This window comes from Arcobacter vandammei, from assembly GCF_016106035.1.
Lineage (GTDB): Bacteria > Campylobacterota > Campylobacteria > Campylobacterales > Arcobacteraceae > Aliarcobacter > Aliarcobacter vandammei.
Map to the genome: position 1 here is coordinate 109,926 of NZ_JADKPZ010000002.1, position 14,118 is coordinate 124,043.

General features: G+C 27.8%; 14 protein-coding genes. 11 read left to right on the plus strand and 3 right to left on the minus strand.

Going from position 1 to position 14,118, the window contains the following annotated elements; all coding sequences use genetic code 11:
• Positions 1-13: 13 nt before the first annotated feature.
• Positions 14-1,381 (minus strand): oxygen-independent coproporphyrinogen III oxidase, encoded by a 1,368-nt coding sequence (gene hemN / locus IQC44_RS01660; protein ID WP_198304460.1) that lies wholly within the window; start codon positions 1,379-1,381, stop codon positions 14-16.
• Positions 1,382-2,368, minus strand: a complete 987-nt coding sequence (gene argF / locus IQC44_RS01665) for an ornithine carbamoyltransferase (RefSeq protein ID WP_198304461.1) — start codon at positions 2,366-2,368, stop codon at positions 1,382-1,384.
• A 169-nt stretch (positions 2,369-2,537) separates the two neighbouring features.
• Between argF and IQC44_RS01670 the strand changes: the two genes are divergently transcribed.
• The 4 genes from IQC44_RS01670 to IQC44_RS01685 are packed head-to-tail and all read left to right on the plus strand — an operon-like array spanning position 2,538 to position 5,696.
• Positions 2,538-4,652: a ribonucleoside triphosphate reductase gene (locus IQC44_RS01670; RefSeq protein WP_198304462.1), complete on the plus strand. Its 2,115-nt coding sequence runs from the start codon at positions 2,538-2,540 to the stop codon at positions 4,650-4,652.
• Positions 4,630-4,794: an anaerobic ribonucleoside-triphosphate reductase gene (gene nrdD, locus IQC44_RS11645; protein ID WP_198304463.1), complete on the plus strand. Its 165-nt coding sequence runs from the start codon at positions 4,630-4,632 to the stop codon at positions 4,792-4,794. Before IQC44_RS01670 ends, nrdD begins: the two co-directional genes overlap by 23 nt.
• Complete coding sequence (locus IQC44_RS01680) at positions 4,745-5,449, plus strand: anaerobic ribonucleoside-triphosphate reductase activating protein (RefSeq protein ID WP_257120155.1); 705 nt, start codon at positions 4,745-4,747, stop codon at positions 5,447-5,449. The genes nrdD and IQC44_RS01680 overlap by 50 nt, the downstream gene beginning before the upstream one ends.
• 52 nt (positions 5,450-5,501) lie before the next feature.
• A complete protein-coding gene (locus IQC44_RS01685; protein WP_198304464.1) occupies positions 5,502-5,696 on the plus strand; it encodes a hypothetical protein in 195 nt (64 codons plus the stop codon).
• A gap of 38 nt (positions 5,697-5,734) precedes the next feature.
• On the opposite strand, the gene IQC44_RS01690 is transcribed toward IQC44_RS01685, so the two are convergent.
• The gene (locus IQC44_RS01690) at positions 5,735-6,970 is read right to left on the minus strand and encodes an argininosuccinate synthase (protein ID WP_198304465.1); all 1,236 of its coding nucleotides are present in this window, start codon (positions 6,968-6,970) and stop codon (positions 5,735-5,737) included.
• 101 nt (positions 6,971-7,071) lie between these two features.
• On the opposite strand from IQC44_RS01690, the gene IQC44_RS01695 reads away from it, so the two are divergent.
• From IQC44_RS01695 to IQC44_RS01725, 7 genes are all read left to right on the plus strand, one after another.
• Complete coding sequence (locus IQC44_RS01695) at positions 7,072-7,317, plus strand: S4 domain-containing protein (RefSeq protein WP_198304466.1); 246 nt, start codon at positions 7,072-7,074, stop codon at positions 7,315-7,317.
• 289 nt (positions 7,318-7,606) lie between these two features.
• Positions 7,607-7,804, plus strand: coding sequence for a hypothetical protein (locus tag IQC44_RS01700; protein WP_198304467.1), 198 nt, complete (start codon positions 7,607-7,609; stop codon positions 7,802-7,804).
• A gap of 17 nt (positions 7,805-7,821) precedes the next feature.
• Positions 7,822-8,970: a hypothetical protein gene (locus IQC44_RS01705; RefSeq protein WP_198304468.1), complete on the plus strand. Its 1,149-nt coding sequence runs from the start codon at positions 7,822-7,824 to the stop codon at positions 8,968-8,970.
• A gap of 12 nt (positions 8,971-8,982) precedes the next feature.
• Positions 8,983-11,412: a LysM peptidoglycan-binding domain-containing protein gene (locus tag IQC44_RS01710; RefSeq protein WP_198304469.1), complete on the plus strand. Its 2,430-nt coding sequence runs from the start codon at positions 8,983-8,985 to the stop codon at positions 11,410-11,412.
• Positions 11,412-12,077 carry a hypothetical protein gene (locus IQC44_RS01715; RefSeq protein WP_198304470.1) on the plus strand — a complete coding sequence of 222 codons (666 nt, stop codon included), beginning with the start codon at positions 11,412-11,414 and terminating at the stop codon, positions 12,075-12,077. The genes IQC44_RS01710 and IQC44_RS01715 overlap by 1 nt, the downstream gene beginning before the upstream one ends.
• Positions 12,078-12,168: 91 nt before the next feature.
• Positions 12,169-12,648, plus strand: coding sequence for a hypothetical protein (locus IQC44_RS01720; protein WP_198304471.1), 480 nt, complete (start codon positions 12,169-12,171; stop codon positions 12,646-12,648).
• Positions 12,630-14,051, plus strand: a complete 1,422-nt coding sequence (locus tag IQC44_RS01725; RefSeq protein WP_198304472.1) for a LysM peptidoglycan-binding domain-containing protein — start codon at positions 12,630-12,632, stop codon at positions 14,049-14,051. The genes IQC44_RS01720 and IQC44_RS01725 overlap by 19 nt, the downstream gene beginning before the upstream one ends.
• Positions 14,052-14,118 lie beyond the last annotated feature (67 nt).

Sequence of the window (14,118 nt, forward strand, 5' to 3'; positions counted from 1 at the left end):
TGCTACTTTTGATTTAAATTGTCTTAGAAAATCTTCTTTTTTCTTCTGGAATATTGTTTAAATATGCATCAAATGGCATACAAATATTTCTTATAAGCATAGAACCAGTTTGATAAACTTCAATTCTATCATCAAAAACTTTTAAAAGTTGGGCATCTTCAAACTCTTTTAAAGCATTTAGGGCATCGTTAAAGTACTCTTTAAATGAGATTTTAAATTGCTCTTCTACCTTTTTAATATTTAAAGAAAAATTACTCATAAGCTCCATAATTACATATTGTCTTAAAATATCATCTCCACTTAATTTATAACCTTTAAATACAGGAAGTTCACCTTTATCAATAGCTTTCTCCCACTCTTCTAAATCTTTAAAGTTTTGTGCATAATAATCAACACCATTTCCAATAGATGTAACTCCAATTCCCATTAAATCAGCTCCACCTTTAGTTGTATATCCTTGGAAATTTCTATGAAGTTCACCTTTTTCTATAGCAAGAAATAGTTCATCATCAGGCTTTGCAAAGTGATCCATTCCTACCATTTTATAACCATTTGATGTAAAGAAATCTATAGTTGATTTTAGCATCTCTAGTTTTGTATTTGGACTAGGAAATGTTGATTCATCAAACTTTCTCATAGTTTTCATAAGCCAAGGAACATGGGCATAATTAAAAACTGCAAATCTATCAGGGCTTAAAGTAAGCATTTGTTCTAAAGTATTTTTAAAGCTCTCTTTTGTTTGATGTGGTAAACCATAAATTAAATCAGTGTTAATTGATTTAATTCCAGCATCTCTTGCAATTTTTATAACATTTTGAGTCAGCTCAAAAGGTTGTATCCTATGAATTGTTTTTTGTACAGTTTCATCTAAATCTTGAACTCCAAAACTAAGCCTATTTACTCCACCAGCTTTAAGTACATCCATATGCTCTTTTGTAAAATATCTAGGATCTACTTCACAAGAAATTTCAGCATCACTTTTAAAATTTGGGAAAACTTCTTTTATTTTAGAGATTAGCTCTTGCAGTTGTTCTGGTGAAAAAAATGTAGGAGTTCCACCACCAAAGTGCATTTGGCTAACAACTCTTGAAGTATCTAAATAATTTTTTAAAATATCTAGCTCTTTTTTTATATACTCAATATATCGTACTTTTTTATCTTCTTTTGATGTAAAAATTGTATTACAACCACAAAAATAACATGCACTTCTACAAAAAGGAAGATGAAAATATAAAGATAAATCTCTTTTACTATCTTGATTTTTGAAGTAATTTATTAAATCATCTTTTGTAAAATCCACACTAAACTCAGGTGCTGTTGGATATGAAGTATATCTTGGACCTGGTTTAGAATATTTTACAAATTTAGCAAAATCTATCATCTATTTTTTATCTTTCTTATTTTTAACTTTTTTCTTCTCTTTATCTTTTTTTGTTTCAGCTTTACAATCTCTTTTTTGATCTAACCAAACCATAATACCTTTTTGAGCATGAAGTCTATTTTCAGCCTCTTCAAAAACTCTACTTTGAGAACCTTCAAGAACTGCTTCACTAACCTCATACTCTCTGTATGCAGGTAAACAATGTAGGAAAATAGCTTTTTTATTTGCTAGACTCATTAATTGGTCATCTACAATAAAACCATTAAACTCTTTAATTCTCATATTTTTTTCAGCCTCTTGCCCCATTGAAATCCAAGTATCAGTTGTCACAACAGTTGCGTTTTTAACTGCTTCTTTTGGATCAAACCCTAAAGTTATTTTTGCACCAGATTTTTTAGCTTCAGCTAAAGCTTTTGCTAAAACATCTTTATCTACTTGATAAGCTTTTGGAGTTGCAATTCTAAGCTCAAATCCTAGTTTTGCTGCAAGATTTAGCCAAGAGTGAGCCATATTATTTCCATCTCCAATATATGCAACAACAAGATTTTTATCAAGCCCTTCTTCCATAATTGTAAGATAATCAGCCATTAATTGAATTGGGTGAAGTTTATCTGTAAGACCATTTATTACAGGAACTTTAGAATATTTTGCAAACTCTTCAAGTTTTTCTTGCTCAAAAGTTCTAATCATTACCATATCAACCATTCTTGAAATTACTCTTGAAGTATCTTTCATAGGTTCACCACGACCTAGTTGAATATCATTTGATGATAAAAATAATCCTACACCACCAAGCTCATAAATTCCAGCTTCAAATGATACTCTTGTTCTTGTTGAACTCTTTTCAAAAATCATTCCTAGAATTTTTTTTGGCATATAATCTTTGTGTTTTCCTGCTTTTGCATCATCTTTGATTTTTTTTGCAAGAGTTAAAATATCTAAAATTTCCTCTTTAGAGAAGTCCATTAAACTTAAGAAGTGTCTCATTTTATTTTCCTTAATATTAAAAGTGAACATTTTAGTTAATTTATCTTTATAAACACTTAAAGATAGCTTTTAAAACCTATTATAAAATGACACTTTTGTGACATTTTTAGTTATTCCTACTTAAGTACATCTTGGTTAAATTTTCACTGTTTGTTAAAGGAGTGCATAAATGATAGATATTATAAAAAGAGATGGAAAGAAAGAGAAGTTTGAAGAGTTTAAAATTGAAGATGCAATAAAAAAGGCATTTAGAAGTGAAAACACTCCTTATAATAAAACTATACTATTTAATGTTCTATTTGAAATTAAATCAAAAAAGATAAAAACAGTTGAAGAGATTCAAGATTGCATAGAAAAAGAGTTATATAAAGCAGAATATTTTGCTGTGATGAAGAGTTTTATGCTTTATAGACATCTTCATAAAATCCAAAGAGAGCAGATTTTAGGTTTAAATGAAGATACAACCTATGTAAACTCAACTCAAACTATACAAGAGTATATAAATAAAACTGATTGGAGAATTAAAGCAAACTCAAATACAGGATATTCTCATGCAGGTCTTATAAATAATAGTGCTGGAAAACTAATAGCAAACTACTGGCTAGATAAAATTTACACAAAAGAGCAAGGCTATGCTCATAGAAATGCAGATATTCATATTCACGATTTAGATTGTTTAAGTGCTTATTGTGCTGGTTGGAGTTTAAGAGTACTACTAGATGAGGGATTTAATGAAGTTCGTGGAAGAGTGGAGAGCAAAGCTCCAAATCACTTCAGAGAAGCTTTAGGACAAATGGCAAATTTTTTAGGAATACTTCAAAGTGAATGGGCTGGAGCACAAGCTTTTAGCTCTTTTGATACATATTTAGCTCCTTATGTTTTTAAAGATAAATTGGAGTTTAAAAAGATAAAAAAGGCTATTAGAAGCTTTATTTACAACCTAAATGTTCCTGCACGATGGGGACAAAGTCCATTTACAAATATCACAATAGATTGGACAGTACCAGTTGATTTAAAAGATCAAATTCCAACAAGAAACCAGAAGCATCTTTTGAAAGATTTGTATGATGTTGAACTTCTACAAGAGGCAAGAAGTAGGGGAGTTACTAGCTTTGAAGAGCTTACATATAAGCACTTTCAAAAAGAGATGAATGCTATAAATAAGGCTTATTATGAAGTAATGACGCAAGGCGATAAAACAGGGCAACCTTTTACTTTCCCAATTCCTACAGTTAATATTACTGAAGATTTTGACTGGGATGGTGAAAATACAGATATATTGTTTGAAAACAGTGCAAAAATAGGAAGTTCTTATTTTCAAAACTTTGTAGGAAGTCAATATAAAAAAGATGAAAAAGGAAACTTAATTCCAAACGATGAAGCCTATAAACCAGGGCATGTAAGAAGTATGTGTTGCAGACTTCAACTAGATTTAAGAGAACTTTTAAAAAGAGGTGGTGGACTTTTTGGAAGTGCAGAGATGACTGGAAGTATTGGAGTTGTTACACTTAATATGGCAAGGCTTGGATATCTATATAAAAATGATATAAAAGCACTATATAATCGTGTAGAAGAGCTTATGGATTTGGCAAAAGATAGCTTGGAGAGAAAAAGAGTTTTTGTACAAAGTATGTATGATAGAGGGCTTTATCCATATACAAAAAGATATTTACCACACTTCAATAACCACTTTTCAACTATTGGTGTAAATGGTATGAATGAGATGTTAAAAAACTTCTTTGAAGATGAGAGTATTGATTTATCGACTGAAATTGGAATAGAGTTTACTATTGATTTACTTGATTTCATGAGAACAAAAATGCTTGAATATCAAGATAGAACAGGAAATTTATATAATCTTGAAGCAACTCCAGCAGAAGGAACAACATATAGATTTGCAAAAGAGGATATAAAAAGATACACAGATATTATTCAAGCTGGAACAAAAGAAAATAATTACTATACAAATTCATCACAAATCCCTGTTGATTTTACAGATGATCCTTTTGAAGCATTAAGCCTACAAGATGATTTACAGTGTAAATATACAGGTGGAACTGTGCTTCATTTGTATATGAAAGAGAAAATCTCAAGTAGTATTGCTTGTAAAAAACTGGTAAAAAATGTAATCTCAAACTTTAGATTACCATATATTACTATTACACCGTTATTTTCTGTGTGTCCAGTTCACGGTTATTTGGTGGGTGAGCATGAGTATTGCCCAAAATGTGATGATGAAATTTTACAAAAGGAGTTAAAAGATGGAAAAGATAAAATTGCTTGAAAAGAATATTGAAAAAAGAAGTAAATGTATAGTATATACTAGAGTTATGGGTTACCATAGACCAGTTGAGAGCTTTAATATAGGAAAAAAAGGTGAACATAGACAAAGAAAACAGTTTATTGAATCAAAAAATTGTTTATGATTTTACCAAATTTACTACCACAGACTATACAGGCGAACTAGCCTGTATAGTTTGGCATATCTCTTGCAATTTACTATGTAGCTACTGCTACAACGACAATATTGTTTTTGCTAAAACTGCAAAATACTCTCAAAATGATATTTTAGAGTTTTTAAATAATAGAAAAAATCTTCTTACAGCCGTTGTTTTAAGTGGTGGAGAAGCCACAATGCACGAAATAGAGCCATTTTGTACTAGAGTTAAAAAAATGAATTTTAAAATAAAGCTAGATTCTAATGGAGTAAATACAAAAAGAGTAAAAAACTTAATAGATAAAAATTTAATAGACTTTATTTCACTTGATTTTAAAGCCCCAAAAGAGAAGTTTGAGAAAATCACTCTAAAAAACTCTTATGATAATTTTTTACAAACATTAAAATATCTAATAGATATAAAATTTCCTTTTGAGTTAAGAACTACAGTAAATGGCACACTAATAGAAGAAAATGATATAAACTCTATGATAAAAGAGGCTTGCAATTTAGGATATAAAGATATTTTTTATATTCAAAATTATCTTCAAACTCCTTCAAATATAGGAAATATAAAGGAAAATAGAGTATTAAACAAAGATTTAATAGAAAAAAACCTTTTAAAGTTGGAGTTTAGAAACTAATTTTATTTAAATTAAAATTTACTATAATTAAAACAAATTTTAAAGGAAAAGTATGAAAAAAGTACTTATATTTTTATCATTTATTATGATTTTTACAGGTTGTAGTTCTACATACAAAGGTGTAAAAGAGGACAGTAAAGAGGCTTGGGATAGTACTAAAAAAGTTTCAAAAGAAGTTTGGAATGGAACAAAAGAGGTAGCAAGTGAAATTTATGATGATACTAAAAAAGCTATAAGTAGTGAGTGATATTTAGTTAGCTGGGACCGAAGTCCCAGTTATTAAAATTATCTTTGTTTTTTACCTGCAATAACAAGTCTTAAAGCATTAAGTCTGATAAATCCTTCTGCATCTTTTTGGTTATAAACCTCATCTTTTTCAAAAGTTGAATATGCATCATCATATAAAGATTTTGATGACTCTCTTCCAATCACCATAACATTTCCTTTGTAAAGTTTTAATCTTACTTTACCTTCTACATTTTTTTGAGTTGCATCAATTGCAGCTTGAAGCATTTCTCTCTCTGGACTGAACCAATATCCTTGATAAATTAGTTTTGCATATCTTGGCATTAACTCATCTTTTAAATGAGCTGCTTCTCTATCCAAAGTTAAAGATTCAATAGCTCTATGAGCTTTTAACATAATAGTTCCACCTGGAGTCTCATAACAACCACGAGCTTTCATACCAACATATCTATTTTCAACAATATCAACTCTTCCAATACCATGTTTATTTCCAAGTTTATTTAAAGCTTCAAGTAAAGAAGCAGGAGATAATTTCTCACCATTTAGTGCAATTGGGTCTCCATTTTTATACTCAATTTCAATATACTCTGGCTTATCTGGAGCTTTTTCAGGAGATGTTGTCCATAACCACATAGACTCTTCAGGCTCAGCAGCTGGGTTCTCTAAATGAAGCCCTTCATAAGATATATGTAAAAGGTTTGCATCCATTGAATATGGGCTTATTTTTGGGTTTCCATTTTCATCAACATGTTTTTGTGAAATTTCAATTCCATGTTTTTTTGCATACTCAAGTAGTGACTCTCTTGAGTTTAACTCCCACTCTCTCCAAGGAGCAATTACTTTTAAATCTGGATTTAGTGCTAATGCTCCTAGTTCAAATCTAACTTGGTCATTTCCTTTTCCAGTTGCTCCGTGACTTACAGCTTGTGCACCTTTTTCATTTGCAATTTCAACAAGTTTTTTTGCAATCAGTGGTCTTGCTATTGATGTTCCTAAAAGATACTCACCTTCGTAAATAGCATTTGCTCTAAACATAGGGAAAACATAATCTTTTACAAACTCCTCTTTTAAATCTAAAATATAAACATTTTCAGGTTTAATTCCACAAGCAATTGCTTTTTTTCTTGCTGGTTCAACCTCTTCACCTTGTCCTAAATCAGCTGTAAAAGTAATAACTTCAGCACTATACTCCTCTTGAAGCCACTTTAAAATAATAGAAGTATCTAAGCCTCCACTATATGCAAGTACAACTTTTTTTATATCTTTTTTACTCATTATTTTTCCTAGTTTTGGTAATTTATAGGCGGGATAATACCAAATTTTTACTATAAAACCATTTAAGCACTTTTAATTTTTATTTCAATATAATCAAACTTATGAGAATAGATAAATTTTTAAACAGTGTAAATATCACAAAAAGAAGAGCAATAGCAGAAGATATGCTAGAACATAAAGTTGTATTTTTAAATGGAAATGCCGTTAAAAAAGCAAAAGAGGTAAAGGTTGGAGATATTATAGAGATAAAATATCTTGAAAATAGTGAAAAATTTAAAATTCTTCAAATTCCAACGACAAAATCAACACCAAAATCAAAAATAGATGAATATGTACAAAAAATCTAAAATAGTACTATAAATTTTTAACTTACAAAAATATATATAGTACTTTTTACTACAAAAACAACACTCTAGTTTTTATAAATAATTATAGATTTATAAATACAAATAACTTAAATACATACTTCAAATAATATAAGTATTTCTTATCAAAAAAAGTAGCAAAAAATAAAAAATTTAAGTAATAAAAATAGAATTAATTATTAAAATATTTGGATAGAATAATAAAATTTGAAAAGATATTATATTTATAAGGGGATATAAAAATGAAGATAAATTTTATAGGGAGTGGAAAATGTCAGGAATAATTATATTTCCAATAGTTTTAATATATATATTTGTTGCTTTTTCAATATACAAATTAGTTTTAAAAGATACAAATAAAAAGTTTTTCTCAAGAATGGTTTTTGTTGGAATATTTACTACAATCTTTTCTAACTTCTCTAAAATAGAGAATATAGTAAGTTATAAAAATGATATTGTTATAGCATAATAAGTTAGGTAAATTAAATGATTACATTAGAAAATATTTTATATTTTATACTGATACCTTTTGTTATATTTTTATATGGTTATATAATTAAAATTATATATTTATATATTAAGCAAATTGTAAAAGAAAAAGAAATATTAATTAGAAAAGAGATTTTCAATATAGTACCAAATACAAAACTAAAAAAAATATTTTTTTTAGTTTTTATATTGGTAAATCTTTCTATGCACTTAGCAAATAGAGAAAAGTGGATAAATAAGAATACTATAAATCATGATGCGAAAGAGTATTTAGCAACTTATATGGATTTGCATTTTTATAAAAAAGTTTTAAATAATTTATTCAACATAGATAATCCAATTTTTATTCCACTAAATTTATTGACAGACCAAATATATAAAAGAGGAATAACTTATTTACAAAGTGAAGATGGAGAAATAGCTTATTGGAAGTTTTATTTTTATGGATATTTTTATACAAGAGGTTCTGGATATATGCCAAATGAGAATTTAACAACAAATATTCAGCCAAGTACGAAGGAACAAATATATATATTAGATATGATGTTTGATATTTCTAAAACTTTAGCAACAAAAACAATCGAAGATAAAATTGTAAATTTAGAGAAATATAAAGTTTTTGCCCTTAGTGCTGAATATTTTGATAATCTTAAATTATGGTATTTTGGAAATCATATTGATTCTTCTAAGCTTAATTTTGCAAGAGAAAATGAAGTCTTTATAAAAAAGCTATATTCACTTCTTGAATGGACAATAAGGTTTAAAAATGAATATAAAAATTATCCAAAATTAAAATATGAGATAGAAAATGAATATCCAGTTTTAGGAGTTATCTATTTAAAAATACCAATTGATATTAGTGAATTTTTACTTTTGCAAGAAAAATATGCAAAGAATATTTTTAATTGTGATGAACCTTTAATAGATATATTTATGAACTATAGAGATGAACTTATAAATCCAAATAGTCCACTTTATAAGCTTAGTAAATCTCAAGAGAATAGAGTAAAAGAGTTTATATTTGATACATATAGAGCTTATTCTGTAGCTTTTATTGTTAATGATAAATGTAATAAAAAAGTAGATTTCGGTTATCCAGCAGATGAGTGGATATTAAAAAATGTAAATTTTATAAAAAATAAATAAAAGGAATTAAATATGAGTTATATAGAAAAAGAAGCACAAAAAAACCAAACAACAGTTGATATTATAAAAGAAGAGTTCAGTAAATCTCTTCCAAATAGTAGTATAGATACTAATAATCTAGGAAATTTATTGGGAGCTACTACAAGTGCATTTGCAAATTTAATGGAATTAGCTCAATCAACACCACAAGGAAAAGCTATAAGTATAGCTGTTACTACTGCTAATGGAACGATTATTAATTATGGGATTAATGTTTCAAAAGATGGAGAAAATAGTTTAAAAGCAGTTTTTACAAGTGGTACTGGAGCAGTTGTTAGTGTTGGAGTTGCGGAAGGGCTTAGTGTACTGGCAGGACGAATACTTGCTACAGTTGGTATTGGTGCAGTTACAGCTGCAGGTGCACCAGTTGCTGTAACAGTTGCAGCAGGTGCAGCAGTTGTAGGTGCCTCATATTTAGTTGGTAATTATGCTTCTCATTATGCTGGAATGGCATGGGATTATTTCTTTGGAGAAAAATTAGAAGCTAGAGATATAAAAGAAACTAATACTTTTGAAATAAATACAACATTGAATCCACAAGAATTGATAAATAATGAAAGAATAAAAGAGTACATCGAGAGTAGTGATGAATTTATAATTATTGATGACAATACAAATACTTCATATACAATTACAGATACAACGGATAATTTAGTAATAAGAAATGCAATAGATATTATTCCTGAAGTGTCTTTTTTACTTTCAAATATTTCAATAAAAGTAGATGAAAGATTAGACTTAGGAGAAAAAGGAATCTATACAGTAAAAAGTGGAGATACTTTCTCTCAAATAGCAAATAATAATGGTTTTACAACACAAGAGCTTTTAAAAATAAATACTTGGCTTATAGATGATAATAGATTGTCTTTTAATCAAGATAAGATTTTAATAGAAACAAGTTATTTGAACTTAAATAACCTAGACCATACTCTAATAGGAACAAGTACAGATGATATTTTAATAGACCATAATGGAGGAAATGATACTTTTATAGCAGGAGCAGGGACGAACTATATAGATGGAGGAGAAGGTTCAGATACTGTTTCATATAAACATATGATTAACTCAAATAAAGAAGGTATAAATATAAATCTATCTTTAGCAACAGCACAAGCAATAAATTCAACTATAACAGATACATTAGTAAGTATTGAAAATGTAATAGGTAGTAGATATGATGATAATATAATAGGGAAAGATGACTCTGATACAACTCTATATGGTGGAGCTGGAGATGATAGATTAAGAGGTGGAAATAATAGCACAAATAAAATCTATGGAGATGATGGAGATGATTATATTGTAGGTGGGAAAACAACAGATGAGATAATGTTAGAAGCAAATAGATTGGTTTCTAATCACCTTTATGGAGGAATAGGAAATGATACTTTAATAGCTGGAGTAAATGCAAATAACTACCTTTATGGTGGAGATGGAGATGATACTTTAGTTTCAACTATGATAGGATTTAAAAATGAGAGTGTAGATTACTCAAAAGGAAGCTCTTACTTAAATGGTGGAGTAGGATTTGATACTTATGCTGTGAAAGATTATGTAACAATAGAAGATGATGATGGAAAAGGAGAAATTGAAACAAAATATGGGAAACTAAGCTCATTAGAGATAAAAGAGTTGTCAAATGGAACTATACTTCTGTTAAAAAATAATCCAATATATGTAAACTCTAGCTCTAGCTCAAACCCATTTGCAGGATATGGTTCTGGAGCATTTGCTACAATCCTTGGTAACTTTTCTCAAACTTCTTCAAGTGGAATGCTACTAGATAACTATGAAGCAATATTTAAAATAGTAAAAGATGGTAATGATTTAATAATAACAGACTTTGATGTAAATAAAACACAAATAAGAATAAAAAATTATTCCCCTATGAGTTTAGGATTAAATATAACTCAAATTATGTTAGATAAATTAACTAACTCAGAAAATCAAAACCCAACACCAACTGTACAGATAAATGGAACAGATGAATCTGAAACTCTAATAGGGAATCAAACTAATAATATCTTTAATTCAAATAAAGGTGATGATACCTTAAAAGATGTAAGTGGAGGGAATGATACTTATAAGTTTAAAAAAGGTGATGGTAATGATATAGTATATGATATAAAAGGAGATGATACTATACTCTTTGATGAATCAGTTTCAAAAAGTGATGTAACTTTTTTTCAAAGTGAAGATTTAAAATCTTTAATTATAAAATACTCTCCTACAGATAGTATAACTATCCAAAATTACTTTGATAACTTCTCAAAAATAGAGAATATAAAACTAGCAAATGGTGAAAAATTAAACCCAGAGTTTAGTTTACAAACAATACTAAAAGATACTTCAGTAAATCAAACTATGGGTTATGGTAATGATGAAATTAGAAAGGTTGCATAATGGGAATAGCATATTTAATAGCTCTAGTTATATATGTTTTAATAGCTTTAGTTATATATAAAATTTTTAAAAAGATAACTGATAATAAAATTATTCTTAAAATAGTAATTATATTTTTTGTATTACTTCCTACTTATGACATTATTATAGGAAATGCTCTGCAATTTTATTATTGTAAATTTACTGAAATGGAAAAAATAAATAAAAAGATAGAAATACCTGAAGTTGTATTTTATCAAGAAGAAAAACCTTTTTCTAAATATGAATATGCTGTAAGTAAAGCTGGAACTTATTTGGGTTATATCAAAGCTATACAAATAGAAACTGAAGATGGGATATTACATGAATTTAGAGCAAAAAATTATATAAAACCTATTAAGTTAGAAAATGTATTTGAGGTAGATAAAAATACAATTAGAAAAAGTAATTTTATGATTAAAAGAACTACTTGTAACATCCCAAAATTATTTGAAAATTTTCTATGGTGTTCAAAAGTTGAGATAATTAATGAAGATAATAATGTGATTGCTTGGTCAAGAGAAATAGATACCAAACAATATAATTTTGATATTTTTTATGGTTTTCGGGGAAAAGTGTGTGGTAGTGAATTAGGTGAATTTGGATTATTAGAAAAAACAATAAAAGGAAAAGAAAATGAGAAGTGATCAATTTATAGAAGAAATAGGACTTTTAGCAGAGTTAAGTTATGTAAATTTTAGAGATGATAAAAAAATTATTTAATATAGAAGGATTAAAATGAGGAATATAGAAAAAGCTGAAAATTTTTGTATAAAATACCCAAATGACCCCATTTTTTTAGTTATGAAGATAATTTTTATATTATCTTTGATAATTGTATTTGGATATTTAACTTATAATGCTCAACAAGAAAATAAAATTTGGCATTATATACTTTATCTATTGACTGCTTTAGCGATTATAGAAGGATTATATAAAACAATAATCAGATTAACAAAATATGATGAAATTTGTATAGAAGATGATTATTTTATAGTAAAAAAGAAAAATAAAATAATAAGTAAAACAAAACTTGAAGATATAGATGTAGTTGAGAATAGACCTTGGTTTGAATTTTTTGGTATATCTTCTATAGTAGTTAAATATGAAGGTAAGTGGTTGTTTCATTATAAAACAAATGAATTATTTAAAAAAGAAAATGAAAAATTAATAAATAGATTAAAAAAAGGAGTAAAAATATGGGAACACAAACAGTAAATTTAGAGGGAACACAATATGTTTCAGATATACCATCTGTATATTATGGAGCAACATCATCTTTAGTTAGTAAAATAGATCCTTTTGCAGGGAATTTAATGGGTAAAGTTACACTTCCAGGTGGAACAGTTATTTCAACTACAATCAATCTTATTAAAGACCCAAATAATCCAGGAAAAGTTATAGCTTCAACAACTTTAGCAACTGGAATTACTTATGTTGCTGCTGGATTACTAGCTGAAGCTGCTATAACTGAAGTCTTGATTGGAGCAGCATTGGCTTCAATAGGAATAGTAGCTTCTCCTCTTGTTATTAGTATTGCTACATTGGGTGGTATTGCAGTTTTGGCTACAGTTGGTGGAAGTTCATTACAATCTCTTATTTATGATGGATTAGCATTAGCAGAACATCAAACAGAAGTTGTATTAATGTCTCCTGAAGTAACAGGAAAAATAACACAAGAAGAATTTATAGTTCAAAGTGTAACAAATGACCCAAATTTTTGTAAAGATATCTATCCAAAATATTTAAATTATAGACAAATAGTAGATATAAAATCAGGTTCAACATTAGCAGAGAGTATAAAATATGATAGTAGTACAAATGAAATAATAATTTCAAACTCAACATTAGAAAATCAAGATTATTATATAAAAGAGACTTTAAAAAATAATGATATAGATAAAGCTATTATAGATGAAACAATTTATGTAAAACAAGATTTAAGTAGTTTGAGTTCTTTAGAAATAAGAAATCTTTTATCAGATATAAATAGTGTAAATATACTTCTTTCAAATATTTTAATAAAAGTAGATGAAAGATTAGACTTAGGAGAAAAAGGAATCTATACAGTAAAAAGTGGAGATACTTTTTCTCAAATAGCAAATAATAATGGCTTGACAACAAAAGAACTTTTAGAAAATAATACTTGGTTAATAGATGAAAATAGAATAAAATTTAATACTCCTACTAAAATACTTGTAAATAAAGAAGCCAATTTATATAACAATAACCTAGACCATACTCTAATAGGAACAAGTACAGATGATATTTTAATAGACCATAATGGAGGAAATGATACTTTTATAGCAGGAGCAGGGACGAACTATATAGATGGAGGAGAAGGTTCAGATACTGTTTCATATAAACATATGATTAACTCAAATAAAGAAGGTATAAATATAAATCTATCTTTAGCAACAGCACAAGCAATAAATTCAACTATAACAGATACATTAGTAAGTATTGAAAATGTAATAGGTAGTAGATATGATGATAATATAATAGGGAAAGATGACTCTGATACAACTCTATATGGTGGAGCTGGAGATGATACTTTAGTTTCAACTATGATAGGATTTAAAAATGAGAGTGTAGATTACTCAAAAGGAAGCTCTTATTAGCTAAGTGAAATTTAGTTCACATATTGTATAATCTAAGACATTTATTCATCACATATTTTAATAAGGT

What these genes read in the sequence shown, in the direction of transcription:
- hemN (WP_198304460.1), bottom strand. Translation starts at nt 1,381, where the DNA reads ATGATAGATTTTGCTAAATTTGTAAAATATTCTAAACCAGGTCCAAGA.
- argF (WP_198304461.1), bottom strand. Translation starts at nt 2,368, where the DNA reads ATGAGACACTTCTTAAGTTTAATGGACTTCTCTAAAGAGGAAATTTTA.
- IQC44_RS01670 (WP_198304462.1), top strand. Translation starts at nt 2,538, where the DNA reads ATGATAGATATTATAAAAAGAGATGGAAAGAAAGAGAAGTTTGAAGAG.
- nrdD (WP_198304463.1), top strand. Translation starts at nt 4,630, where the DNA reads ATGGAAAAGATAAAATTGCTTGAAAAGAATATTGAAAAAAGAAGTAAA.
- IQC44_RS01685 (WP_198304464.1), top strand. Translation starts at nt 5,502, where the DNA reads ATGAAAAAAGTACTTATATTTTTATCATTTATTATGATTTTTACAGGT.
- IQC44_RS01690 (WP_198304465.1), bottom strand. Translation starts at nt 6,970, where the DNA reads ATGAGTAAAAAAGATATAAAAAAAGTTGTACTTGCATATAGTGGAGGC.
- IQC44_RS01695 (WP_198304466.1), top strand. Translation starts at nt 7,072, where the DNA reads ATGAGAATAGATAAATTTTTAAACAGTGTAAATATCACAAAAAGAAGA.
- IQC44_RS01700 (WP_198304467.1), top strand. Translation starts at nt 7,607, where the DNA reads ATGTCAGGAATAATTATATTTCCAATAGTTTTAATATATATATTTGTT.
- IQC44_RS01705 (WP_198304468.1), top strand. Translation starts at nt 7,822, where the DNA reads ATGATTACATTAGAAAATATTTTATATTTTATACTGATACCTTTTGTT.
- IQC44_RS01710 (WP_198304469.1), top strand. Translation starts at nt 8,983, where the DNA reads ATGAGTTATATAGAAAAAGAAGCACAAAAAAACCAAACAACAGTTGAT.
- IQC44_RS01715 (WP_198304470.1), top strand. Translation starts at nt 11,412, where the DNA reads ATGGGAATAGCATATTTAATAGCTCTAGTTATATATGTTTTAATAGCT.
- IQC44_RS01720 (WP_198304471.1), top strand. Translation starts at nt 12,169, where the DNA reads ATGAGGAATATAGAAAAAGCTGAAAATTTTTGTATAAAATACCCAAAT.
- IQC44_RS01725 (WP_198304472.1), top strand. Translation starts at nt 12,630, where the DNA reads ATGGGAACACAAACAGTAAATTTAGAGGGAACACAATATGTTTCAGAT.